At 66.5% G+C, this 23958-nt stretch carries 20 protein-coding genes; 9 read left to right on the top strand and 11 right to left on the bottom strand.

Annotation, left to right across the window (positions count from 1 at the left end):
- Positions 1 to 65: 65 nt before the first annotated feature.
- Positions 66 to 464 carry a DUF3052 domain-containing protein gene (locus tag ACWEO2_RS37800; RefSeq protein ID WP_452409754.1) on the top strand — a complete coding sequence of 133 codons (399 nt, stop codon included), beginning with the start codon at positions 66 to 68 and terminating at the stop codon, positions 462 to 464.
- Between the two features lie 215 nt (positions 465 to 679).
- Positions 680 to 4231: a DNA polymerase III subunit alpha gene (dnaE, locus tag ACWEO2_RS37795; RefSeq protein ID WP_452409753.1), complete on the top strand. Its 3552-nt coding sequence runs from the start codon at positions 680 to 682 to the stop codon at positions 4229 to 4231.
- A 54-nt stretch (positions 4232 to 4285) separates the two neighbouring features.
- Here the strand turns inward: dnaE and ACWEO2_RS37790 are convergent, their stop codons facing one another.
- Positions 4286 to 4435: a hypothetical protein gene (locus ACWEO2_RS37790; protein ID WP_452409752.1), complete on the bottom strand. Its 150-nt coding sequence runs from the start codon at positions 4433 to 4435 to the stop codon at positions 4286 to 4288.
- Between the two features lie 24 nt (positions 4436 to 4459).
- Complete coding sequence (locus ACWEO2_RS37785) at positions 4460 to 5074, bottom strand: class I SAM-dependent methyltransferase (RefSeq protein WP_452409751.1); 615 nt, start codon at positions 5072 to 5074, stop codon at positions 4460 to 4462.
- A 96-nt stretch (positions 5075 to 5170) separates the two neighbouring features.
- On the opposite strand from ACWEO2_RS37785, the gene treZ reads away from it, so the two are divergent.
- Together treZ and ACWEO2_RS37775 are read left to right on the top strand one after the other, a co-directional pair.
- Positions 5171 to 6895 carry a malto-oligosyltrehalose trehalohydrolase gene (gene treZ, locus ACWEO2_RS37780; protein WP_452409750.1) on the top strand — a complete coding sequence of 575 codons (1725 nt, stop codon included), beginning with the start codon at positions 5171 to 5173 and terminating at the stop codon, positions 6893 to 6895.
- 101 nt (positions 6896 to 6996) lie between these two features.
- A complete protein-coding gene (locus ACWEO2_RS37775; RefSeq protein WP_452409749.1) occupies positions 6997 to 8247 on the top strand; it encodes a serine hydrolase domain-containing protein in 1251 nt (416 codons plus the stop codon).
- 73 nt (positions 8248 to 8320) lie between these two features.
- On the opposite strand, the gene ilvA is transcribed toward ACWEO2_RS37775, so the two are convergent.
- Together ilvA and ACWEO2_RS37765 are read right to left on the bottom strand one after the other, a co-directional pair.
- The gene (gene ilvA / locus ACWEO2_RS37770) at positions 8321 to 9688 is read right to left on the bottom strand and encodes a threonine ammonia-lyase IlvA (protein WP_452409763.1); all 1368 of its coding nucleotides are present in this window, start codon (positions 9686 to 9688) and stop codon (positions 8321 to 8323) included.
- 88 nt (positions 9689 to 9776) lie between these two features.
- A complete protein-coding gene (locus tag ACWEO2_RS37765; protein ID WP_355188427.1) occupies positions 9777 to 10211 on the bottom strand; it encodes a nitroreductase family deazaflavin-dependent oxidoreductase in 435 nt (144 codons plus the stop codon).
- An 85-nt stretch (positions 10212 to 10296) separates the two neighbouring features.
- Here ACWEO2_RS37765 and ACWEO2_RS37760 point away from each other — a divergent pair, with 85 nt between their 5' ends.
- On the top strand, positions 10297 to 10524 hold the full coding sequence (locus tag ACWEO2_RS37760) for a hypothetical protein (RefSeq protein WP_354961576.1): 228 nt from the start codon (positions 10297 to 10299) through the stop codon (positions 10522 to 10524).
- Positions 10525 to 10658: 134 nt separating this feature from the next.
- Here the strand turns inward: ACWEO2_RS37760 and ACWEO2_RS37755 are convergent, their stop codons facing one another.
- Positions 10659 to 11282 carry a helix-turn-helix transcriptional regulator gene (locus tag ACWEO2_RS37755; protein ID WP_452409748.1) on the bottom strand — a complete coding sequence of 208 codons (624 nt, stop codon included), beginning with the start codon at positions 11280 to 11282 and terminating at the stop codon, positions 10659 to 10661.
- Positions 11188 to 12933, bottom strand: a complete 1746-nt coding sequence (locus tag ACWEO2_RS37750) for an AAA family ATPase (RefSeq protein ID WP_452409747.1) — start codon at positions 12931 to 12933, stop codon at positions 11188 to 11190. Before ACWEO2_RS37750 ends, ACWEO2_RS37755 begins: the two co-directional genes overlap by 95 nt.
- A 95-nt stretch (positions 12934 to 13028) precedes the next feature.
- Between ACWEO2_RS37750 and ACWEO2_RS37745 the strand changes: the two genes are divergently transcribed.
- Together ACWEO2_RS37745 and ACWEO2_RS37740 are read left to right on the top strand one after the other, a co-directional pair.
- The gene (locus ACWEO2_RS37745) at positions 13029 to 14180 is read left to right on the top strand and encodes an MspA family porin (RefSeq protein ID WP_452409746.1); all 1152 of its coding nucleotides are present in this window, start codon (positions 13029 to 13031) and stop codon (positions 14178 to 14180) included.
- A gap of 150 nt (positions 14181 to 14330) precedes the next feature.
- On the top strand, positions 14331 to 15512 hold the full coding sequence (locus ACWEO2_RS37740; RefSeq protein WP_452409745.1) for a DUF2235 domain-containing protein: 1182 nt from the start codon (positions 14331 to 14333) through the stop codon (positions 15510 to 15512).
- On the opposite strand, the gene treY is transcribed toward ACWEO2_RS37740, so the two are convergent.
- From treY to ACWEO2_RS37725, 3 genes are read right to left on the bottom strand one after another with little or no spacing between them, the layout of a single operon-like run.
- A complete protein-coding gene (treY, locus tag ACWEO2_RS37735; RefSeq protein WP_452409744.1) occupies positions 15498 to 17936 on the bottom strand; it encodes a malto-oligosyltrehalose synthase in 2439 nt (812 codons plus the stop codon). The genes ACWEO2_RS37740 and treY overlap by 15 nt on opposite strands.
- A gap of 11 nt (positions 17937 to 17947) precedes the next feature.
- Positions 17948 to 20068, bottom strand: a complete 2121-nt coding sequence (gene glgX, locus ACWEO2_RS37730; RefSeq protein WP_452409743.1) for a glycogen debranching protein GlgX — start codon at positions 20066 to 20068, stop codon at positions 17948 to 17950.
- Positions 20069 to 20127: 59 nt separating this feature from the next.
- On the bottom strand, positions 20128 to 20673 hold the full coding sequence (locus tag ACWEO2_RS37725; RefSeq protein ID WP_452409742.1) for a cupin domain-containing protein: 546 nt from the start codon (positions 20671 to 20673) through the stop codon (positions 20128 to 20130).
- Between the two features lie 36 nt (positions 20674 to 20709).
- Here ACWEO2_RS37725 and ACWEO2_RS37720 point away from each other — a divergent pair, with 36 nt between their 5' ends.
- Positions 20710 to 21141, top strand: a complete 432-nt coding sequence (locus ACWEO2_RS37720) for a MarR family winged helix-turn-helix transcriptional regulator (RefSeq protein WP_452409741.1) — start codon at positions 20710 to 20712, stop codon at positions 21139 to 21141.
- A gap of 3 nt (positions 21142 to 21144) precedes the next feature.
- On the opposite strand, the gene ACWEO2_RS37715 is transcribed toward ACWEO2_RS37720, so the two are convergent.
- Positions 21145 to 22077 (bottom strand): bifunctional helix-turn-helix transcriptional regulator/GNAT family N-acetyltransferase, encoded by a 933-nt coding sequence (locus ACWEO2_RS37715; RefSeq protein WP_452409740.1) that lies wholly within the window; start codon positions 22075 to 22077, stop codon positions 21145 to 21147.
- Positions 22078 to 22293: 216 nt separating this feature from the next.
- Between ACWEO2_RS37715 and ACWEO2_RS37710 the strand changes: the two genes are divergently transcribed.
- Positions 22294 to 23562, top strand: a complete 1269-nt coding sequence (locus tag ACWEO2_RS37710) for an adenosylmethionine--8-amino-7-oxononanoate transaminase (protein WP_452409762.1) — start codon at positions 22294 to 22296, stop codon at positions 23560 to 23562.
- On the opposite strand, the gene ACWEO2_RS37705 is transcribed toward ACWEO2_RS37710, so the two are convergent.
- Positions 23481 to 23861 (bottom strand): hypothetical protein, encoded by a 381-nt coding sequence (locus ACWEO2_RS37705; RefSeq protein WP_452409739.1) that lies wholly within the window; start codon positions 23859 to 23861, stop codon positions 23481 to 23483. The genes ACWEO2_RS37710 and ACWEO2_RS37705 overlap by 82 nt on opposite strands.
- Between the last annotated feature and the right edge of the window lie 97 nt (positions 23862 to 23958).

Genomic DNA, 23958 nt, shown 5'->3' with positions numbered 1-23958 from the left:
CGGGGTCAACAGCGCAGATCGTAGATCCGCCATGCGGCACTTCGGGTGCCCGATACAGTCTTCCCGTGACGGCGGGCTACTCCGGGACTCCTCTGGCCGAGAAGATCGGCATCAAACCAGGTCACCGGGTGGTTTTGTGTCATGCGCCAGCGCGCTGGCGGATTCCCGATCTGCCGCCGGATGTCGCGATCGCCGCCGGCGATCCGGAGGGCGCGGATATCGTCCTGGCGTTCTATCGCGAACATGCCGACCTGGCGGACGAGGCACCGCAACTCGCCGCTCGACTGACACCGGGCGCGATGCTGTGGATCGCTTGGCCGCGCAAGGCGGGCGGGCACGTCAGCGATATCGCCGAGAACGATCTGCGCGAGTTGCTGCTCCCCATCGGCGTCGTCGATGTGAAGGTGGCCGCGCTCGACAACGATTGGTCCGGTTTGAAATTCGTCTGGCGCAAGCGCACATGATCGCGGGCTCGCGTAGTGTCGAGCGATCCGCGGATCACCCCACTGTCGCGGAAATCGGACAGCCGTAATAGTGGGTCGCCAGACGCGCCGGTGATCTTCGCCACCGACACGCCGGGCACCTGCGTGAGCCCGGCGCGGCAGGTCCGAACTCGTCGGTGGGGACCCCTAGAATCGCTACACCAACCCCCGTCGAGACCTTGGGAGGAAGGACCGTCTTGGCCGCCTCGTCCGGATCGTTCGTTCACCTGCACAATCACACCGAGTACTCCATGCTCGATGGTGCGGCCAAAATCTCTCCGCTCTTCGCCGAGGCAAAACGGCTGGGAATGAACGCGGTCGGCATGACCGACCACGGCAATATGTACGGCGCCTCGGAGTTCTACAACTCCGCCAAAAAGGCCGATATCAAGCCGATCATCGGGATCGAGGCCTACATCGCACCGGGTTCCCGGTTCGACACCAAGCGCGTGCAGTGGGGTGATCCGAGCCAGAAGGGCGACGACGTCTCCGGTTCCGGTGCGTACACGCACATGACCATGGTCGCGGAGAACGCGACCGGCCTGCACAACCTGTTCAAGCTGTCCTCGCTCGCCTCGCTGGAGGGCCAGCTCGGCAAGTGGGCGCGCATGGACGAGGAGATCATCGCCGAGCACGCCGCGGGCATCATCGCCACCACCGGCTGCCCATCGGGTGAGGTGCAGACCCGCCTGCGCCTCGGCCACGACCGCGAGGCCCTGGAGGCGGCGGCCAAATGGCAGGAGATCTTCGGGCCGGACAATTTCTTCCTGGAGATCATGGACCACGGCCTGTCCATCGAGCGCCGGGTCCGTGAGGGGCTGCTCGAGATCGGCAAAAAGCTCGGGATCCGGCCGCTGGCCACCAACGACTGCCACTACGTCACCAAGGACGCCTCGACCAACCACGAGGCGCTGTTGTGCATCCAGACCGGTAAAACCCTCAGCGACCCAACGCGTTTCAAGTTCGACGGGGACGGCTACTACCTGAAGTCGGCGGAGGAGATGCGGGCGATCTGGGATGTGGAGGTGCCCGGCGCCTGCGATTCGACCCTCCTGATCGCCGAGCGGGTGCAGTCCTACGACGAGGTGTGGCAGCACCGCGACCGGATGCCGATCTTCCCGGTGCCGGAGGGCCACGACCAGGCCAGCTGGCTGCGTCGCGAGGTCGACCTCGGGCTGCAGCGCCGTTTCCCGGACGGCGCGCCCCAGGAATATCTGGACCGGGCCCAGTACGAGATCGGCGTCATCCTGGAGATGGGCTTCCCGGCCTACTTCCTCGTCGTCGGCGACCTGATCAACCACGCCCGCGACGTCGGCATCCGCGTCGGTCCCGGCCGTGGTTCCGCGGCCGGTTCGCTGGTCGCCTACGCGCTGGGCATCACCAATATCGACCCGATTCCGCACGGTCTGCTCTTCGAGCGCTTCCTCAATCCGGAGCGCGTCTCGATGCCCGATATCGATATCGACTTCGACGATCGCCGTCGCGGTGAGATGGTCCGCTACGCAAGTGAGAAGTGGGGCACCGACCGGGTCGCCCAGGTCATCACCTTCGGCACCATCAAGACCAAGGCCGCCATCAAGGACTCGGCGCGAGTGCTGTTCGGCCAGCCCGGTTTCGCCATTGCCGACCAGATCACCAAGGCGCTGCCGCCGCCGATCATGGCCAAGGACATCTCGGTCTCCGGCATCACCGATCCGGAGCACGAGCGGTACAAGGAGGCCGCCGAGGTCCGCGAACTCATCGGCAGCAATCCGGATGTCGCGAAGATCTACGAGACCGCGCGCGGCCTCGAGGGGCTGATCCGCAACGCGGGTGTGCACGCCTGCGCGGTCATCATGTCCTGCGATCCGCTCACCGACGCCATCCCGGTGTGGAAGCGGCCCCAGGATGGTGCGCTGATCACCGGCTGGGACTATCCGTCATGTGAGGCCATCGGCCTGCTCAAGATGGACTTCCTCGGTCTGCGCAACCTGACGGTGATCGGTGACGCGCTGGAGAACATCCAGGCCAACCGCGGCATCGATCTGGATATGGACCGGTTGCCGCTGGACGATCAGCGGACCTACGAATTGCTTTCGCGCGGTGACACTCTCGGCGTATTCCAGCTCGATGGTGGACCCATGCGCGATCTGCTGCGCCGCATGCAGCCGACCGCGTTCGAGGACATCGTCGCCGTCGGCGCGCTGTACCGCCCCGGTCCGATGGGCATGAACGCGCACAACGACTACGCCGACCGCAAGAACGACCGGCAAGAGGTCAAGCCGATCCATCCGGAGCTGGAGGAGCCGCTCAAGGACATTCTCGGCGAGACCTACGGTCTGATCGTCTACCAAGAGCAGATCATGCACGTCGCGCAGAAGGTGGCCGGATACTCGCTCGGCCGAGCCGATATTCTGCGCCGCGCGATGGGTAAGAAGAAGGCCGAGGTGCTGGCCGCGGAGTTCGAGGGCTTCGAGGCGGGCATGCAGGCGAGCGGCTTCTCCAAGCCCGCGATCAAGGCGCTGTGGGACACCATCCTGCCGTTCGCCGGTTACGCGTTCAACAAGTCGCACGCCGCCGCCTACGGCCTGATCTCCTACTGGACCGCCTATCTCAAGGCGAACTATCCCGCCGAATATATGGCGGCCCTGCTCACCTCCGTCGGTGACGATAAGGACAAGGCCGCGGTCTATCTGTCCGATTGCCGCCGCCTCGGCATCACCGTGCTGCCGCCGGATGTCAATGAATCCGAGCTGAACTTCGCCTCGGTGGGCAAGGACATCCGGTTCGGTCTCGGCGCGGTGCGCAATGTCGGCGCAAACGTCGTCACCTCGATCCTCCAGGCGCGCAAGGACAAGTCGAAGTTCACCGACTTCTCCGACTATCTGAACAAGATCGACGCCATTGCCTGCACCAAGAAGGTCACCGAATCCCTCATCAAGGCAGGCGGATTCGATTCGCTCGGCCATCCGCGCAAGGGTCTGCTGCTGATCCACTCCGATGCCATCGATGCGGTGATGTCCACCAAGAAGGCCGAGGCGATCGGCCAGTTCGACCTGTTCGGCGGGCTGGACGACGGCGACGATTCGGTGGCCTCGGTCTTCAATGTCAAGGTGCCCGACGATGAGTGGGAGACCAAGCACAAGCTGGCGCTCGAGCGCGAAATGCTCGGCCTGTATGTGTCGGGACATCCACTCAACGGCGTCGAACATGTTCTCGCGGCACAGGCGGATACGCCGATTCCGACCATTCTCGAGGGCGATATCAAGGACGGCGCCCAGGTGACCATCGGCGGCATCCTCGCCTCGGTCAACCGCCGCATCAATAAGAACGGCCTGGCCTGGGCTTCGGCGCAGATCGAGGATCTGACCGGTGGCATCGAGGTGTTGTTCTTCCCGCAGGCCTATTCGGTCTACGGCGCGGATGTGGTGGAGGATGCGGTCGTCCTGGTGAAGGCCAGGGTGTCGGTGCGTGACGATCGAATCTCATTGATTGCCAACGATCTCGCCGTCCCCGACCTGTCCTCGATCGGTGTGGCCAAGCCGCTCGCGGTGGTCATGCCGACGCGCCTGTGCACACCCGACAAGATCGGCGAACTCAAGCGCATCCTGTCCAGACATCCGGGCACCGCCGACGTCCACATCCGCCATGTGGGCGCCCGCGACAATACGTCGCTGTGGAAATTGGCTGACAGCCTGCGCGTTTCGCCGTCCTCGGCGTTGATGGGCGACCTCAAGGCCCTGCTCGGCCCCGGCTGCCTCGCGGGTTAGCGCACACCTGCCATGGCCGAATGCCCGGACCCGCGTGCAGGGTCCGGGCATTCGTCATCGAGAGATGTTGCGGCGGTTCGTGTTCGGGCGCTGATTTCGGCCCTCCGCGATGCCGGTCGTGCGGGCCAGCAGCGCGCCGAGGTAGGTGAAGGTGACCAATAGTGCGCCGGCGGAGAGCGCGGTCGTGCTCGAGGCTCCCGCCACTGCATCGGGGGAGACGCGGTTGGGCTACGGCGAGACCGCGACACCCAACGAGAGTGCGGCGATGAACTTGGGTCCGTCGGCGTAGAACTCGTCGAGGTCGCGGATCTCGAATCCGGCATCCTCGACCAGGCCGCGGATATTCCGGTCGAGATTGCAGCCGCCCGCAATGGCCTTCTGGATCGGATTCAGCCGGTGCTGCCACACCTGGACGCTCAGATTCGGGGCCAGCCCGTGTTCGACGAAATGCAGGGTTCCGCCGGGGACGAGCACCCGGCGCACCTCGGCCAGCGCGGCCGCAATATCCGGAATCGTGCACATCGTCCAGGTGGAGAGGACGGAGTCGAAGCTCTTATTGGCAAACGGCAACGATTGGCCGTCGAGTCCGGCGCGTTCGACCGGCACCGTGGCCTTCGCGAGCCGCTTGCCCGCCAGTTGCCACCCGAGGTCAGCGGGTTCGACCGCGCTGACCGACTCGACGCTTGCCGGATAGAACGGGATATTCAGCCCGGAACCGAAGCCGATCTCCATCACGCGCCCGTGCAGTCCGGCGCACGCGCGCTTGCGCTGCGGATTGTTGAACCTGGCTCCGCAGGCCCGATTCACCAGGCGCGGTACGACCTGATCGCTGTAGATTCCCACTCCTTCACTGTGTCAGGGGGTCGCGGCGCGGGCAATGGTCAGCTGTGCGGCCGATGTCAGTGGGCCGCACGGCGGGCGGCATGCGATGCTGGCTCGGTGACCTTGTTCGAGGTGTGGGCGCCGCGACCGGAACGGGTGCGGGTCGAGGTCGACGGCAGTGTGCATCCGATGACGAGGTCCGCCGACGGCTGGTGGCGGGCCGAGATCCCCGCCGGGTCCGGCGCGCGCTACGGCTACCTGCTCGACGACGATCCGACCGTCCTGCCGGATCCGCGCTCGGCCAGACAGCCCGACGGCGTGCACGGCCGCTCGGCGGTGCACACTCTCGATCCGGCCGGGTGGACCGATGCGGGCTGGACCGGCCGCCCGCTGGCGGGTGCGATCGTCTACGAACTGCATCTGGGCACCTTCACCCCCGATGGCACCTTCGACGCCGCCATCGAACGCCTCGACCACCTCGTCGAACTCGGTGTCACCATGGTCGAGCTGATGCCGGTCAATGCCTTCGACGGCATCCACAACTGGGGCTACGACGGCGTGCTCTGGTATGCGGTGCACGAGCCCTATGGCGGCCCGGATGGGTTGCAGCGTTTCGTGAATGCCTGTCACACAAGGGGTTTGGCGGTCGCACTCGATGTCGTCTACAACCATCTCGGCCCGTCCGGTAACTACCTGCCCCGCTTTGCGCCCTATCTGACCGAGGGCCGCAACACCTGGGGGCAGAGTCTCAATCTGGATGGACCGGCCTCGGGTCCGGTGCGCCGCTTCATTATCGATAACGCACTGCGCTGGCTGCGCGACTTCCACATCGACGCACTGCGGCTGGATGCGGTGCACGCGCTGGTCGACCGCACCGCGACCCACATACTGGCCGAGCTGGCCACCGAGACCGAATGCCTTGCCGCACACGTGCGCAGGCCGCTGTCGCTGATCGCGGAGAGCGACCTCAATGATCCGCGACTCATCACCCCCCGTGCGGCGGGCGGCTATGGGCTGACCGCCCAGTGGAACGACGACCTGCACCACGCCGTGCATACGGCGGTCTCGGGCGAACGCCAGGGCTACTATGCCGATTTCGGCACGCTGCGCTGTCTGGCACACACATTGACGCACGGCTTCTTCCACGCTGGAACGTATTCCAGTTTTCGCGGCCGAATCCACGGCCGCCCCATCGATACCCGGCTCGTCCCGGCGAGTGCGCTATTGGCCTACACCTGCACCCACGATCAGATCGGCAACCGGGCGCTCGGGGACCGCCCGAGCGCCTATCTCACCGACGGCCAGCTTGCGATCAAGGCCGCCCTGGTGCTGTTCTCGGCGTACACGCCCATGCTGTTCATGGGAGAGGAATGGGGCGCGCGCACTCCGTTCCAGTACTTCACCTCGCACACCGATCCGGTGCTCGGGGCGGCCACCGCGAGCGGGCGCAAGGCCGAATTCGCCGAACATGGCTGGGACACCGACGATGTACCGGACCCGCAGGACCCCGAAACGTTCCTGCGTTCGAAGCTCGATTGGTCCGAGTTGGCACGGGATCGGCATGCTCGGCTAGTTTCCTGCTATCGAAAACTGATCGGTTTGCGGCGCGAACGAGCCGAGATCGCCGACCCATGGCTGACCCGCGTATCCGTCGACTATGACGAGAAAGCCCGCTGGATCGCGGTCCGCCGCGGCCCGTTGACCTTGCTGTGCAATCTCGCCGAAGACCAGGTCACCGTGCCCATTGCCGGCTATTCCCTGTTGTCGTGGGAGCCTGCGACCGAAGGCATTGCCGCGACGGAGATTCCGGGCCACTCGTTCGTGATACTCGAGACCGGATAGCGAAACCCCGTGCCCACAGTGCGATTACCGGAAAATCGCTGAATATAACTGTCCGAGACAGGATCATTGCCGAGGCCGTTCGGCGCCATTACCGTTGGTATATGAGCAACGTGGCTGCACCCGGGGACCTAGCGAATCTCCCCGATGGGGTCGGTGGCAGCGCCACCGCCGAATTCGCACCATTGGCACGCGCATTCGCGAAGGTCTTCGGGCACCGCAGGGGGGCGGGCGGCGCACTGGCCGTGCATCTGCGCGGCGAGCCGCTGGTCGACATCTGGACCGGCAGTGCGGGGGATAGGCCCTGGACCCAGGACACCGGGTCGATCGTCTTCTCCGCGACCAAGGGTGTCACCGCCACGGTCATCCATCGACTGGCCGATCGCGGTCTGCTCGACTACGCGGCCCCGATGGCCGAGTACTGGCCGGAGTTCGGCCAGAACGGCAAGGGCGACATCACCATTCGTCAGGTGCTGACCCACAGTGCCGGACTCGGTGGTCTCAACCCGATCGCCGCCGGACTCGAGGACGTGCTCGACCACCAGCTGATGGAGGAACGCCTCGCCGCCGCGAAACCCGACCACCTGCTCGGCACTCCGGCCTATCACGCGCTCACCTTCGGCTGGCTGCTCGCCGGACTGGCCCGCGCCGTCACCGGCCACGGGATGGGCGAGTTGTTCCGCACCGAGGTCGCCGATCCGCTCGGCATCGACGGCATCCACCTCGGCAAGCCGCCCGCGCACGCGACGACGACCTATGCGCCGCTGGCGGGCACCCAGCTGAGTCTGATCGGAAAGCCGATCAGCACAAAGGTTTTGGGCCGCAGCTATGGTCTGCCCGGTGCGCTCGGCGCGGCCGCCCGGTGTCTGTTCCTGCCCGGGCTGGAGGCCATTCTGGAGGGTGAGCTGCCGCCCATCCTCGAAACCGAACTCGGTGCGGGCAACGGTGTGTGTACCGCCCCCGCCCTGGCCACCATGTACGGCGCGCTGGCCAATGGCGGTGTGGCCGACGGTGTGCAGTACCTGTCATCGCGAACCATCAAGGAGCTGAGCCGGATTCGGACCTTCCGTCTCGACCACACACTGTTCTACGCGCCGATGCTCTGGCATCTGGGTTACCACTCGCTGCCGATGCCCGGCGCGCGCGGCGGCTTCGGCCATATCGGCCTAGGTGGCTCCTTCGGCTGGGCCGAGCCGCGCCTCGGGCTGTCGGTCGGGTTCGTGCACAACCGACTTTCGGTGGGGCAGCTGAGTTTCGATCAGGCCTCGGCCGCATGGCTGTTGCCGATGGTCATGGCGGGCCTGCGCACGACCCGGCGGGCCGCCGCCGTGGTGGAGACGCCCAAGGCAGCGTAGTCGGGGAATGCAAAACCGGCCGCGGGGACCAATGTCCATGCGGCCGGTTCGTATTCGTGCTGCTGGTGGTTGCTCAGGTGAGGTAGCGGTAGGCCGGGGAATCCGGCTCGAGACGTTCGCACTGGATCGGCGAATCGTCCATCCGCTCCAACAAGGGGCCGAGTCCGTCCGGTGCGCCGAGTTCGATGCCGACCAGTGCGGCACCGGTCTCCCGGTTATTGCGCTTGACGTACTCGAACAGGGTGATGTCGTCATCGGGACCGAGCACCTCATTGAGGAACCGCCGCAATGCGCCCGGCTCCTGCGGAAAGTCCACCAGGAAATAGTGTTTCAGGCCGCGATGGACCAGCGAGCGCTCGATGATCTCGCCGTAGCGCGACACATCGTTATTGCCGCCGGAGACCAGGCACACCACCGTGGAACCCGGCTCGACCTCGATTTCGGCCAGCGCCGCCACCGACAGTGCGCCCGCGGGTTCGGCGATGATGCCCTCGTTCTGGTAGAGCTCGAGCATCGTCGTGCAGATTGCGCCCTCGTCGATGTGCATCATCTGGAAAGCGCCAGCACCCCTTGGTGATTCGGTCGCGGTCAGCAGGGGCAGCGACCCGTGCGAGACCACCCGGCCGCCGAATGCGGAAATCGCCGTATAGGGCAGCTGGCCGACCCGGCGCACCGCGGCGCCGTCGACGAATGGATCGATCTCCGGCAGCGTCACCGGGCCGCCCGCGACCAGTGCGGCGGTCATCGAGGCCGCGCCCGCCGGTTCGGCGCCGAGGATGCGGGTGCTGGGCGAGCGTTCGCGCAGATAGGTGCCAATGCCCGCCAGACAGCCGCCACCGCCGACCGGGATCACCACCAGATCGGGGGTTCGGCCGCCGAGCTGCTCCAGGATCTCCGGGGCGATGGTGCCCTGTCCGGCCGCGGTGCGCGGATCGTCGAACGGCGGCACTATGGTGGCGCCGGTGCGCTCGACATCCTCGGCGGCGGCCGCCGCGGCGGCGTCATAGGTTTCCCCAACCGCGATCAGTTCGACGTAATCGCCGCCGTGCACCCGGATGCGGTCGCGCTTCTGCTTCGGTGTGGTGGTCGGCACGTAGATACGGCCCTTGATACCCATCGCATTGCAGGCGAAGGCCACGCCCTGGGCGTGATTGCCCGCACTGGCCGCGACCACGCCCGCGGCCCGCTCGGACTCGGTGAGCTGGACGATCAGGTTGTAGGCGCCGCGCAGCTTATAGGAACGCACGGCCGTCAGGTCCTCGCGCTTGAGGTAGACCTGCGCGCCGGTCAGCGCGGAAAGCCGTGGGCTGTGCTGCAGCGGGGTCGGCTCGATAATGTCGGCAATTCGCTTGGCGGCGGCGTCGATCTCGTCCGCGCTCAGCGTGGGACGAGAAGTGGACTGGTCGTCGAGGAGTTCCAGCGGATTGGACACCCGAAACATGCTGCCACCCGCCGCGTCGGCCGGACGCGGCGGGTGGGCGTCTGAGGAGGGCAAACGGTCGGTTTCCCGGCCGCTAGCCGGGTCGGATCTACCGAGGCGTCAGGACGAAAACCGGGATTTCGCGGGTCGTCTTGGTCTGATAGTTCGCGTAATCGGGCCAGACCTCGACCGCCCGCTCCCACCACAGCGCCTTCTCCTCGCCGAAGACCTCGCGTGCGGTGTAGTCCTTGTTCACGGCCCCGTCGCGCAGCTCGACATGCGGCTCGGCCTTGATGTTCCAGTACCAGACGGGATGCTTCGGCGCGCCGCCCAGCGAGGCGACGATCGCGTACTCGCCGTCGTGCTCGACCCGCATCAGTGCGGTCTTGCGCAGCAGGCCGGTCTTCGCGCCCCTGCTGGTCAGCACGATGACGGGCGTGCCCTGCAACGTCGTGCCCTCGGCGCCGCCGGAGTTCTCGATCTGTTCGGCCTGCTCACGAGCCCAGTCGGAGGTGCTCGGTGCGTATTCACCTGTCAATGGCATGACACCGACAACACCGCCGGGCGCGGCGGTGTTCCCGACCCAATGTTAGGTCGCCCGAACTTCCGCATCCGTGTAGCCTGACGCTATGGCAGTGGTTCACCCCTCGACCCGCCCCCCGGCGGTGGAAATCGCGGGCAGCGCGTGGCCGATGTACAAGCTCGAGGCACTCGCCCTCGGCTTGGTCGTCTGCCTCGTACTCGCCCTGATCACGGGATCGCTCCAGGTTGCGGTGCTGGCCGCGGCCGCGGTCGGTGCTGGCCGCTGGGTCATTGGGCAGGTTGGAGCGCGAGACCGGGGTGAGCGCGGGCACTGAGCGTTCGAGGTGCCGGGGGTTCAGGGGTCCGGGTGGGCGTGGGGGGCGTGGGGAGCAATCTCGTGCGTACATCAGACGTCCCAGACCGATCATGGTCGTCCGCTGTCCAGTGGGTTGGTGCCCCGGGGTGGCCATTAGGCGGTGTGTAGGGGGAGGTTGGTGAGTTCGGTGCGGGAGAGGACGCCTAGTTTGGGGTAGGCCTTGTAGAGGTGGTGGCCTATGGTGCGGGGGCTCAGGAAGAGTTGGGCGGCGATATCTCGGTTGGACATGCCCTGGGCGGCGAGGCGGACGATCTGGAGTTCCTGCGGGGTCAGGCGGGCCAGGACGCCGGTGGTCGGGCGGGTGGCGGTGCCGACGCCGAGGGCGGCGAGTTCGGTGCGGGTGCGCGCGGCCCAGGGGGTGGCGTCGAGGCGGTCGAAGGTTTCCAGGGCGGGTTGGAGTTGGTTGCGCGCCTCGGTCTTTCGGCGGCTGCGGCGTAGCCATTCGCCGAAAAGCAATTGGGTTCTCGCCTGTTCGAAGGGGCGACCGCCCTGCTCGAGCGCGGCTTGAAAGTGCTTCTCCGCCTTGGCTTCCGGCGCTACCAATGCCATACACCGCTGGACCAGGGCGGCAATCCACTCTTGTTGCGACGCCTTGGCCCAGTTCTTCAGTCGCTGCAGCGCGTCACCAGCGCGCTCGGGGCTGCCGAGCCGCACCGCCGCCTCGATCAGGTCGGGCAGGGCGCGCAGACCGATCACGTGGTGGCGGGCGGGTTCCACGGTGAGCAGTTCCAGTCGCGAGAGTGCGCTGTCCACCTTGCCCTGGCCGAGATCGAGTACGCCGAGCGCCGCCAGCGTCCATGGTGCGCCGGGCGCGGTGGCGCCGCCGAGTTCTTCGGCGAGTGCTCGGTCGACCAATTCTCGGCAGTCCTGTTCGCGACCTTCGATGGCGGCCAGATAGGCCAGATAGCTCGACATCTGGCTGATCCAGTGCCGCTGTCCGATGTCCTGGGCGATCCGCAGGCCCTCGGTCGCGGCGATGCGGCCCCCCGGTCAGTAGCAGCCGATGTGCCGAAAGTGGTTTGCCCGCACCGAATTCCGCAGTGGCCCGGACCAGGTCCAGTCGGGCGCAGAGCAGTGGGTCGGTGGTCTGGGTGGCCGCGCGTTCGGCCAAGCGGCTGGCGCGGTCCAATTGTCCGGCCTCGCCGGCGGTTTCGGCGGCCGAAACCAATCGGCGGACGCGGGCCGCCGCATCGGTGCTCAAACCCGCCGCGCGCTCGTAGGCGGCGACGGCGCCGGAGTAGCCGCTGCGGCGGCGGGCGCGATCGGCGGTGTCCTCGAGGGCGGCGGCGGTGGTTTCGTCCGGTCCGGTCGCTGCCGAGGCCAGATGCCAGGCGCGCAGGTCGGCGTTCTCGGGTTCGGTCAGTGCGGCGGCCAGGGCGGCGTGGGCGGTGAGGCGTTGGGTCAGTGCCGCACCCTGGTAGACGGCCGAGCGCAGCAGCGGATGACGGAACCGCATGGTCTGTCCGTCGCTGTGGACGAGTCCGGCATCGGCGGCGGGTTGCAGGTCCGGCAGCCGTGCGCCGAGTCCGTCGGCGGCGCGCAGCACCGTGGTCAGATCGTCGGTGCCCGCGGCGGCGGCCACCAGCAGCAATGTCCGGGTGGTGGCGGGGAGTCTGGTCACTTGGCCGTGGAAGGCGACCTGGAGTCGCTGTGTCAACGGCAGCGGATTCGGCCCGCTCGTATGGCCCGATCCCGTTGCCTCGGCGGCCAATACGGCGGGCAGCTCTTGCAGCGCAAGTGGATTACCGCCCGCCTCGGCGAGCAGCCGATAGCGCATGGCGGGTGACAGCTCCGGAGCGCGGCTGTCCACCAGTGCGGCGGCCGACTCCTGCGGCAAACCGGTCAGCACGAGTTCGGGCAGTCCGGGTGCGGGAAAATCCTGGTCGCCGGTCCGCGTCGCGAAAATGATCACCACCCCCTCGGCATCGAGGCGCCGCGCCACGAACAGCAGCGTGTCCGCCGTCGCCCGATCCAGCCAATGCGCGTCATCGATCAGACACAGCAGCGGCCCCTCCTCCTCGGCCAGCAGGGATAACACCGCCAACCCGATCAGCATCCGATCCGCCGGATCATGGTGCGCCAGCCCGAAGGCCCCGCGCAGCGCATCGCGCTGCGGTGCGGGCAGCCCGTCGACCAGCGCCATCCCCGGCTTGATCAGCAGATGCAGCCCCGCGAACGGCAACTCCGCCTCGGACTCGATCCCGGCACTGCGCACCGAGGTGATCCCCTGCGCCGCCGCATAATCCAAGAGCGCCGTCTTGCCGATCCCCGGCTCCCCACGCAGCACCAGCGCCCCACTGCGGCCCGCCCGTGCCTGCTCGAGAAGCCGATCGATCTGTGCTTGTTCGGCTTCTCTTCCATGGAGCATCTGCCCACCGTAGCCGTTGGCTACGGCGATGTTCGATCGGATGTGGAGCCGTGTCACAGCCCATTTCCATAGCCGTGTGCTACTACAGTGCGGTTATGCCCTCGAAGTTGACGGAGATAGCGCTGGTGGGCGGCAGCGTCTTGATCGCCGCAATGTCGTCGATGGCGTCCGCACCGGCCGAGGTCGTCTCGATGGCGCCGCACGAGAAGACCTTCGCCTCGCCGATCGGCGGAAACATCATGGTGGGCAGTAGGGACGAGACCATCAACCGGATCGCGCCGCTGAATCAGGTGGGAACTACTCGGGAGGCGCTGGTTACCACCACTGTCTACGGTCAGGTCGATGCGGCGGCAGTGGGCAGGCTGAAGGTTGGCTACCACGTCGGCTGTGCGGTGACGATCGGTACGGGCACCCTCGGCGCGACACCCGACCTCATCATCCCTATACCTCTGCCCTGGAACAACCAGACCGACACGACCACCCCGACCACGCCGACCACGCCGAGCCTGCCGATCACGCCGACCCTACCGAGCCTGCCGATCACGCCGACCCTGCCGAGCCTGCCGATCACGCCGACCCTGCCGAGCGTGCCGATCACGCTGACCCACCCGAGCGTGCCGATCACGCCGACCCACCCGAGCGTGCCGATCACGCCGACCCACCCGAGCGTGCCGATCACGCCGACCCTGCCGATCCCACCGAGCCTGCCGATCCCGCCGAACGTGTCGACCACGCCGATTGCGCCGATCGCCCGGAACGTGCCGAATGTGCCGAACATGCCGACCGCGCCGAACGCGCCGAATGTGCCCATCACGCAGAACGTGCCGATCACGCCGATCACACCGAACGGGCCCAACAGGCCGAACGTGCCCAACTGGGCCAACTGGAATGGGCACGGGAGCAACGGGCACGGGAGTAACGGGAACGAGATCAGCGGGAACGAGATCAGCGGGAACGGGATCGGCGCGACCGAGATCAGCGACGGCGGCGGGTTGGACGTCCCCATCTTGGTCAACCCGAACCCGGTGGTCACGTTGAACCTCAACGCGGGTGAGATCGCGGAGGTTCCGTTGGCGGAGAAGGAGATGATCCCCGGCACGCTCATCCAGACGGTGGTCCGGGACTTCCACATCAAGGTCGATTCCTGCACCGGTCCGGTTACTCTGCGGCAATTCGCCTATGTCTACGCCTTCTCACCCGAGGTCGACGATTCGGGTGCGGTCTTCGGCGACCCCACCTGGTTGTAGCCGCGCGAGGATACTCGCGAAAATCCCCTCCGACACCGTCCTTTCAAATGAAAAGCAAGGATTTCATTAACGTCCCCGCTTGGGCCGTCGATGATTCGGGTAGTCGAGTACGCAGGTTTCGACGGTATTCGGGGCGGAGGATTTTTACCTATGAAACGACTGGTGGTCTGCTGCGACGGCACTTGGAAGGCCGAATCGAGCAGCACGGTATCGAATATCATCAAGATCGCGCAGACGATCCGGTACGAGGCGCCGGGACCGTCGGGGGAGCCGATCCAGCAGTGGGTCAGCTATGTTTCCGGGCCGGGCGCCCGCGGCTTCCTGGCCGACCGTCTGATGGGCGGCGCATTCGGACTCGGACTCGAGGCGAATCTGTCCTCGGCGTACTGGCATCTGGCATTGAACTGGCAACCGGGCGATGAGATCTACATCTTCGGTTTCAGCCGTGGCGCGTTCACCGCACGTAGCCTGGCCGGTCTGATCGGCCGCATCGGGATCATGACACCGGATGCCATGATCGACGGAAAGTACCCGGAGGCCTTGCGGATTCACCATCAACCCGCGCCGCAGCGGACACCGGAGAATCCGGATCCCAAGGAGCCGCAGGAGTGGATCGACTTCCGCAAGGCGAACTGCTGGGACGGCCCCGCCAAGATCGACTTCATCGGGGTCTTCGATACCGTCGGCGCGCTCGGCGTGCCCGGACTGACCTCGCTGCGGCACCGATTCCACGATGTGAAGCTCGGGCGCAATGTCTACTGCGCGCGTCAGGCCCTCGCCCTCGATGAGCGGCGCCGCAATTTCGAACCGTGCCTCTGGGAGGTGCCGATCGAGCCGGATGTGAAGTATTCCCACGACTACGACCGCGTCAAGCAGGTGTGGTTCGAGGGCGTGCACAGCGATATCGGTGGCGGTTACCAGCAGTGCGGGCTGTCCGACATCACGCTGCGCTGGATGGTGGGTGAGGCGGAGGCCGTCGGGCTCGTCTTCGACCGAGAGCGGCTGGAGGGTCTGGCAGAGCGCTGCCGAGCCGAGGACAACCATATGGAGCTGCACGGTTCGCTGAGCATCGGATACCGAATCCTCAATGTGCTGCGCACCATTCGCCAGCCGAGGAACCCGCGGTTCTATTGGGATTCCTGGCGGCGGCTCTACACCAACGGGGACCGGAGCGTGCGCCTGGCCTCCACCGTGCACGACGCCGACGACTATCGGCCCGTGAATCTGCGGCGCTGGCTGCGCGAGCACGACGGGATGGTGCCCGAGATGCTGATCGAGAAGACCGGCCCGGTCACCACGATCGCGCTGGAGCAGGCCTCAGCGCACCAGTAGCGCCACGGGCAGTCGGGCGAACAGTTTCTCCAATCGGGCCCGGCCCTGGAAGGTGTGGCCGGTCAGCCGGTCGGTCCAGCTGCCCTGCGGCAGCTCCAAGGTGGTATCGCCCCAGCCGGTTTCGGCCAGCGCTACGCTGTGCCGGGTGGCGGCGACGACCACCTCGGGCATCTCACCGACCCGGCCGCGTGCGTAGGCGACCAGTCTGCTCTCCTGCTCGCCGGTGGCGAACAGCGGCAGATAGGTGCCGCCGACGAAGCAGTCCGGACGTTCGCGGCGCAGCCACAGCGCATAGGCGACTATCCACATCTTCGCCGCACCCGTGGTGTCCAATGCCGGTGTGCCGGTGAGCGATTGCAGCAGGCCCGCGCGCGCCGCAAAGTCGACCGGACGCCGGTTGTCCGGATCGACGAGGGAGTCCTCCCACAGCTCGCAGCCCTGATAGATATCGGGGATCCCGGGCCCGCACAGTTGCAGCAGCTTCTGCGACAGCGAATCCGACCAGGCGTGTGGCGCGAGTTCGTGCACCAGATCGCCGATTTCGGAGCCGACGGGTCCGTCGATCACCGCGTCCAGCCAGGCGTGCACCTTTGTCTCGAATTCGGCATCCGGTTCCTCCCAGGAGGTATGGACTCCGGCCTCGCGAATGGCCTTCTCCGCGAACAGATGCAGTCGCTCGCGCAGTCCGGCCACCGAGGATGCGGGGCGGCCGTCGGCGGGCCAGATACCGAACATGTTCTGCAATAGGAACAGCGTGGTCGCACCGTCGGGGCCAGGGGCGACGTCCTGCCAGGATTCGACGGCGCGCGCCCAGGTCTCTGCGGCCTGGGACAGCACCCCGATCCGGGCCCGCACATCCTCGCCGCGCTTGGTGTCGTGGGTGGACAGCGTGGTCATGGTGGCGGGCCAGCGCTGCGCGCGTTCGCTATTGGAGAGGTGGAATTCGTTGAGCGAGTGGCCGAATCGCGCCGGGTTGCCACCCACCTCCTGTAGGGAGACCAGTCGCGCCGCCTGATAGAACATGGTGTCCTCGACGGCCTTGGCGGTGATCGCGCCGCAGACCTGGCTGAACCGCACGGCCGCCTCGCCATCGGTGGCCAGCGCGGCCACCAGCATGCTCAGCGGCACCGTCAGTTCGCTATTGCGCTTCTCCACCTCGGCGACCACCGCGCCGGTCATACCCGCGAGCGGTGCGTAATCCACCCGATAGACCGGCATGAAGGCCAGCACCTCGATGGTGGCGTTGGTCAAAGCCATGGTGTCGAAGCTCTCGGCTCTGGCATCGCGCTTGATCGCCGCGACCAGCCGGCGGATCTCCGGGGCCAGAATGTTCTCCGCCACCGCGCGTTTGATCCGATGTTCGGTTTCGCCGATCCAGGCGCGATCGCTGCCGTGTCCGGCGAGTTTGCGCGACAGTTCGGTCAGCGCCTGTTCGCCGTCGGGGTGGATCAGCACGCCGCCGTAGTCGGACAGGGCGTCGTAACCGGTGGTGCCGTCGACCGGCAGGGTGGCGTCCAGCGGTTCGCGATTGGCGAGGATCTTTTCGACGAGTAGTAGCCGGTGCGGGCCGATGAGCCGACGCAGCTTCGCCAGATACGCGGCGGGATAGGACAATCCGTCCGGATGGTCGATCCGGACGCCATCGATCAGGTCGTGCTCGCACCAGGCGGCCAGTTCCCGATGGGTGATCTCGAAGACCTCGGGATCCTCCTGACGTATCGCGGCCAGGCTGCTGACCGCGAAGAAGCGTCGGTAGGTGCACAGTCCGGCCTTCCAACTGACCAGCCGGTAGTGCTGTTTGTCGTGGATGCGCAGCGCGTTGTCGCCGTCGGTGCCCGCCGCGATGGGGAAGCGCAGATCGTGCAGTGCCAGCATCGGTTCCGAACCGGATCGGTCGACGGTCAGCGCGGCCGGATCGTTCTCGCTCTGCAGTACGGGCAGCGCCAGGCGCCCGCCCGCGCCGTTGCCCGCGCTCCAATCGATATCGAAGAAGTGCGCGAACTTCGATTCGCGGCCGTTGCGCAGCACATCCCACCACCACGGGTTCTGCCGGGGATCGGCGACGCCGAGGTGGTTGGGCACCAGGTCCACGATCAGACCCATACCGCGGCTGCGCACTTCGTCGGCGAGCGCCTTGAGTCCGCCCGGGCCGCCCAGGGCCGCCGAGACCGTCGTCGGGTCGGTGACGTCGTAGCCGTGCGTCGATCCGGCCGTCGCGGTGAGGATCGGCGACAGGTACAGATGCGAAATCCCCAGCTGCTGTAGGTATTCCGCGATCGCGCGGGCATCGGTGAAGGTCAACGTGTCCGGGCGCAGCTGGAGTCGGTAGGTGCTGCGGACCGGGGTCTGCCGGGCCGTGGCGCGGCCGCGGGAGATGGGATCGGTGTGATGGGTGTGCGTCTCGATCTTGGGGGTCTCGGTCATCGGCGTTTCGGTTATGCGGGGCAGTGGAGGACGAGCAGACAACGAGCGGGGACGGCAATGACACTCGCCGCCGGATAGGTGGCCTCGGCGCGGCCGTCTGGCACCGAACAATTCAGTGCGACAGACCATTCGGCGCCGTAATCGGGGCCGGGGAGTCCGAAGTCGAGGCCGGTGTGGTGCGCGTTGAAGCACAGCAGAAAGGAATCGTCGGTGATGCGCTCGCCGCGCGGGCCCGGCTCATTGATGCCGAGGCCGTTGAGATACACCATCAGCGATTTGCCGAATCCGCTGTCCCAGTCCGCGGGCGTCATCTCCTCACCGGCCGGGGTGAGCCAGGCGATATCGCGGGCGTGGTCTTTGGCGCGGATCGGCCTGCCCGCCAGGAAGCGGCGGCGACGGAACACGGGATGCGTTGTACGCAATGCGATCACCCGCTTGGTGAACTCGAGCAGATCCGAATTCGTCCGCATCAGTGACCAATCCATCCAGGCCAGCGGCGAGTCCTGGCAGTAGACATTGTTATTGCCCTGCTGCGTGCGGCCCATCTCGTCACCGTGCGCGAGCATCGGGGTGCCCTGACTGAGTACCAGCGTCGCGAGCAGATTGCGACTCTGCCCGGCGCGCAACGCGAGAATCTCCGGATCGTCGGTCGGTCCCTCCACCCCACAGTTCCACGAGCGGTTGTAGCTCTCGCCATCGCGATTGCCCTCGCCATTGGCCGCATTGTGTTTCTCGTTGTAGGACACCAGGTCCCGCAGCGTGAAACCGTCGTGCGCGGTAATGAAGTTGATGCTGGCACTCGGGCGACGGCCGGTGGCCTCGTACAGATCCGAGGATCCGGTGAGGCGGGAGGCGAATTCGCCGAGGGTGGCCGGTTCGCCGCGCCAGTAGTCGCGAACGGTGTCGCGGTACTTGCCGTTCCACTCGGTCCACTGGCCCGGGAAATTGCCGACCTGGTAGCCGCCCTCGCCGACATCCCACGGCTCCGCGATCAGCTTCACCTGGCTGACCACCGGATCCTGCTGCACCAGATCGAAGAACGTCGACAGGCGGTCCACATCGTGCAGTTCCCTGGCCAAGGTGGCGGCCAGATCGAACCGGAAGCCGTCGACGTGCATATCCAGGATCCAATAGCGCAGCGAGTCCATGATCAGCTGCAGCGTATGCGGGTGGCGCACGTTGAGGCTGTTGCCGGTGCCGGTGTAATCCATGTAGTGCGACGGGTCGTCATCGATCAGGCGATAGTAGGCGGCGTTGTCGATACCGCGGAAGGCCAGGGTCGGCCCGAGGTGATTGCCCTCGCCGGTGTGGTTGTAGACGACGTCGAGGATCACCTCGATGCCCTCCGCGTGCAGGGCTCGCACCATGGCCTTGAATTCGGTGACCGCGGCACCGCCGCGCGGGCTGGCGGCGTATTCGTTGTGTGGGGCCAGGTAGCCGAAACTGTTGTAGCCCCAGTAGTTTCGCAGTCCCTGATCCAAAAGGACGCGGTCGTGCAGGAATTGGTGCACGGGCATCAGTTCGATCGCGGTAATGCCGAGGCCCTTCAGGTGTTCCACGATCGCCGGGTGTGCGATACCGGCGTAAGTGCCGCGCAGTTCCTCCGGAATATCCGGATGCGTCATGGTCATGCCCTTGACATGCGCCTCGTAGATGACCGTCTCGTGGTAGGGGCGATTCGGCGGGCGGTCGGCGCCCCAGTCGAAGAACGGGTTGATCACCACACCGGTCATGGTGTGCCCCAGCGAATCCTGGCCGTAGGTGTAGAGCGAGGAGTCATTGTCGAATTCGCCGTCGAAGGCCTTGCCGTACGGATCGAGCAGCAATTTGCTTGGATCGCAGCGCAATCCGTGCTCGGGATCGTAGGGTCCGTGCACTCGGAAGCCGTAGCGCTGCCCCGGTCCGATGGTCGGGAGATACGCGTGCCAGACGTAGGTGTCGACCTCTTCCAGCGGCACCCGGGTTTCGGTGCCGTCCCTGGCGATCAGGCACAGTTCGACCGCGTCGGCAACCTCGGAGAACACCGAGAAATTGGTTCCGGCGCCGTCGTAGGTCGCGCCGAGGGGGTAGGCCGTGCCGGGCCAGACACCGAGGGGTGTCACCTCACCGGTCGCTGCGTCGGGCTGAGCCATGTCAACGACACTAGCGTCAGCCGGAGCGCACTCCGTATGGGTGGTTGCGGCCGGGCGAGTCAGTCCAGGTCGGGGCCGGTTGCCAAGTAGCGCCGCCGGTAGCCGATTCGGGTGGCCAGCCGGGCGAGTCCGCCGAGTATCGCGCGCTGCGGTCCAACCGGGATGCCCGCGATATAGCCGTCCTGGTAATCCCACAGCAATGCCAGGGCCAACGGGTTGCGTGGCATTCGGGACCGGACGGTGGTCTTGCCCGCGGCGTCCAGTGCGTGCCACAGCTGGAACATCTCCCAGTGCCGTAGCGGCGGGCGGATCTCGTGATCGAAGACCGTACCGGGCGCCTCGCTCCAGAATTCGTGTACCACGCGCGGGGGCGCGGTGAGCGAGTCACCCGGGCCGACAACGGTTTCCGTGCCGTCGATCCGGAAGCGCAGTCGACCGCGGCGCACGGTCCATGATTCGCTGAGTTCGGGGTGCCAGTGCGGGCCCGCCTGCCGGTCCGCCTCGGGCAGTTGATGTTCCAGGCGCAGGTATGGGCCGTGTTCGTCTTCATCTTGTGCGATGAAGGTGATGCGGTGTCCGTTGCGAAAGGTGAGCGTTTCTCCCATATTTTCAGATATAAAGGTAACCTTCATAATATGTCAATGGTTGATCCGCACACCACATTGCTGAAGCTGCTCGGTCAGGCGACGCACGCCTTCGAACGGGAACTGAACCGGGAATTGCGGGCCGCGCTGCGCGACGATCTACGCCCCGCGCACTACGCGGTGTTCCGGTATCTGGCTCCGGAAGGTTCACGCATCAGTGAATTGGCGCAGGAGGCCGGGATGACTCAGCAGTCGATGGGGGAGTTGGTCGCACATATGGAGCGGTGCGGATATGTGGAGCGGACGGTCGATCCGAGCGATCGGCGGGCGCGGCTCGTGGTGCTGACCGGCGAGGGGCGCGCGGCGCTCGGCATTGCGGCGGAGCAGATCCGCCGGATCGAGCACAGGCTCGCGACGAGTCTGGGGGAGCGTGGGTCGGCTGAGCTGCGGCAGTGGTTGGGGCGGGTGCCCGAGGCGCTGGCCGACTAGCGGTCACTCTCGCGTCGGCAAGGTCAGTCGCCAGGTCTGGCCCACCAGATCGTGGCCGAAGCTGTGGTGCGGATTCGATTCCACCAGTTCGAAACCCGCGCGTTGATAGATGTGCCGCGCCGAGGTCAGAACGTCATTGGTCCACAGCACCATCTCGCGGTAGCCCACTTCGGTGGCGAATCGCAGACACTGCTCGACCAGTGTCGAGCCGACCCCGAGCCCGCGGGCGCTCGGCTCCACCAGCAGCAGCCGCAGCCGGGCCGTTGTTTCGTTCTCTGCCACGCAGAACACGCAGCCCACCGGTTCACCGTCGTATTCGGCGATCCAGGCGCGCTCGCGACGGGTGTCGTGTGCGTCCAGATAGTCGGCGACGATGCGGGCCACGAGCGCTTCATAACTGGTGTCCCACCCGTATTCGGCCGCGTAGAGCGCGGCATTGCGCTGGATCACCCAGCCGTAGTCGCCGGGGCGCGGGGCCCGGATCGCCAACTCACGCGGTCCCAGGCCGTCGAGAATGCGCTGGATGGTGCGCATGGAGGTGACCAGCCGGGCGCGCTCGGCCGGTGCGTGCGCATCGAGCAGATGGCCGACCTCGCTGTTCGAGCGCTGGTTGAGTACCGCGAAAATCTCCTGTCCGCGCGCGGTCAGCCGGACCTCCTGGCGTCGCGCATCGCTCTCGCTGCGGTTGCGCTGGACCAGTCCGTCCTTCTCGAAGCGGGTCAGAATGCGGCTCAGATATCCGGGATCGAGGTCGAGCGTGCGGCGCAGCGTGACTACCTCGGTGGAGCCGGAGTTGGCCAGTTCGAACATGATTCGCACTTCGGTCAGTGAGTATTCGCTATCGAGCAGGCCCTCGCGCAACACGCCGATGACTCGGGTGTAGCGGCGGTTGAATTCGCGGACGGCGTCGATATCGGTGGCGGCAACGGTGGTCACGGCGGCTCCCCAATCTTTGACTGAGTCAAAGGATACGCCGCGCCGGTAGGTCGGTGCGGAATTCGCCGATGCGGGATCGTGCGCACGCTGCTCGGGTGGTAACTTGAACACCGTTCAAGCGCGCCTCGGGGAGGCCGGGGCCGTCGCGCGACCCCGAGGATTGCTGTGGCACCGAGTTCACCCACCCCGCCCACCCCGCCGGCTCCGCCGGCTGCCATCCCCCTGACCCCGGAACAGATCACCGCCATCGATGCCGAGCATGTCTGGCATCCCTACGGCGGCTTCCCCGCGACAACCGAACCGCTGGTGGTTTCTGGTGCTCGCGGCACCCGGCTCACACTGGCCGATGGCCGGGAATTGGTCGACGGGATGAGCTCCTGGTGGGCCGCCATCCACGGCTATCGGCACCCGGTGCTGGATGCCGCGCTGGTGGCGCAGTCGCAGCGGATGAGTCATGTGATGTTCGGCGGGCTGACCCATGAACCGGCGGCCCGGCTGTCCGAACTGCTCGTCGAGCTGACGCCGGCCGGCCTGGACAAGGTGTTCCTGTGTGACTCCGGATCGGTATCGGTCGAGGTCGCGGTGAAGATGTGCCTGCAGTACTGGCGCGCGGCGGGGCGGCCGGACAAGCGCCGGCTGCTCACCTGGCGCGGCGGGTACCACGGTGACACCTTCACGCCGATGAGCGTGTGCGATCCGCAGGGCGGTATGCATTCGCTGTGGACCGATGTGCTCGCCGAGCAGATCTTCGCCCCGGTGCCGCCGCGCGAATACTCGGCGGAATATGTGGCCGGACTCGAGCGACTGTTGGCCGCGCATGCGGACGAAATCGCCGCCGTAATAGTGGAACCGGTCGTGCAGGGCGCGGGCGGCATGCGCTGGCACGATCCGCGGTATCTGACCGATCTGCGGCGCCTGTGCGATGAATATGACGTGCTGCTGGCCTTCGACGAGATCGCGACCGGATTCGGCCGCACCGGAACGCTTTTCGCGGCCGATCACGTCGGGGTGAGCCCGGATGTGATGTGCGTCGGCAAGGCGCTCACCGGCGGCTATCTGACCTTGGCTGCCGCACTGTGCACCACCCGCATCGCCGAAACCATCAGCGCCGGACACGGCGGGCTGATGCACGGGCCGACCTTCATGGGCAACCCGCTGGCCTGCGCCGTCGCGGTGGCCTCGATCGAACTACTGCTGCAACGGGATTGGCGCGGTGCGGTGACCCGGATCGAATCGGAGTTGAAGACCGGTCTGGCTCCGGCTCTTTCGCTGCCCGGTGTGGTGGATGTGCGGGTGCTCGGCGCGATCGGTGTCGTCCAGCTCGACCATCCGGTGGATATGCGCAAGGCCACCCACGCGGCCGTCGAGGCCGGAGTGTGGTTGCGCCCCTTCCGCGATCTGATCTACACCATGCCCCCGTTCATCAGCACGACCGAGGACGTCGAGCGCATCGCCGCCGCAATGGTCGTCGCCGCCCAGGCCTGATCGCCGCTGGCCGGTGTTGCGTCGGTTTCGGCGATCTCGGGGTGGTCGGTAGCGGAGACGACCTGCCAGATGTCGTCGGCCCAGCCGCTGGCGATCAGCAGGTAGGTATGGCCGTCGCGGAGCACGGCGCGGCGGCCGGGGCGCTTCGGATGCGGTGGGGTGAAGCCCGGGATGAGTGCGGTCATTTCGGCCATGGCTTGTTCGCGGGTGCCGACCACCTCCGCGAGGACGCGCGGCGACCAGCGCTCGAGATCTCCGGAACCCGTTGTCTGTTCGACTTCTATCGTCCACCGTGGCATTCGGCCCTGCTCCCGCTGGCCGCGCCGTCGTTGGACGGTGGCGACCCTTCAACGATGGCCCACAGTACCGCGTCGGCCCCTGGGCAGGCGGCCTGAA

This window comes from Nocardia sp. NPDC004278, assembly GCF_053602975.1.
The sequence above is the reverse complement of the archived record's forward strand: the minus strand, read 5'-3'. Positions and strand labels throughout refer to the sequence as shown.

Excerpts from the sequence above, each read along its gene's own strand:
- ACWEO2_RS37775 (WP_452409749.1), top strand. The coding sequence starts at position 6,997 with ATGAGCAACGTGGCTGCACCCGGGGACCTAGCGAATCTCCCCGATGGG.
- ilvA (WP_452409763.1), bottom strand. The coding sequence starts at position 9,688 with ATGTTTCGGGTGTCCAATCCGCTGGAACTCCTCGACGACCAGTCCACT.
- ACWEO2_RS37765 (WP_355188427.1), bottom strand. The coding sequence starts at position 10,211 with ATGCCATTGACAGGTGAATACGCACCGAGCACCTCCGACTGGGCTCGT.
- ACWEO2_RS37760 (WP_354961576.1), top strand. The coding sequence starts at position 10,297 with ATGGCAGTGGTTCACCCCTCGACCCGCCCCCCGGCGGTGGAAATCGCG.
- ACWEO2_RS37750 (WP_452409747.1), bottom strand. The coding sequence starts at position 12,933 with ATGCTCCATGGAAGAGAAGCCGAACAAGCACAGATCGATCGGCTTCTC.
- ACWEO2_RS37745 (WP_452409746.1), top strand. The coding sequence starts at position 13,029 with ATGCCCTCGAAGTTGACGGAGATAGCGCTGGTGGGCGGCAGCGTCTTG.
- ACWEO2_RS37740 (WP_452409745.1), top strand. The coding sequence starts at position 14,331 with ATGAAACGACTGGTGGTCTGCTGCGACGGCACTTGGAAGGCCGAATCG.
- treY (WP_452409744.1), bottom strand. The coding sequence starts at position 17,936 with ATGACCGAGACCCCCAAGATCGAGACGCACACCCATCACACCGATCCC.
- glgX (WP_452409743.1), bottom strand. The coding sequence starts at position 20,068 with ATGGCTCAGCCCGACGCAGCGACCGGTGAGGTGACACCCCTCGGTGTC.
- ACWEO2_RS37725 (WP_452409742.1), bottom strand. The coding sequence starts at position 20,673 with ATGGGAGAAACGCTCACCTTTCGCAACGGACACCGCATCACCTTCATC.
- ACWEO2_RS37720 (WP_452409741.1), top strand. The coding sequence starts at position 20,710 with ATGGTTGATCCGCACACCACATTGCTGAAGCTGCTCGGTCAGGCGACG.
- ACWEO2_RS37705 (WP_452409739.1), bottom strand. The coding sequence starts at position 23,861 with ATGCCACGGTGGACGATAGAAGTCGAACAGACAACGGGTTCCGGAGAT.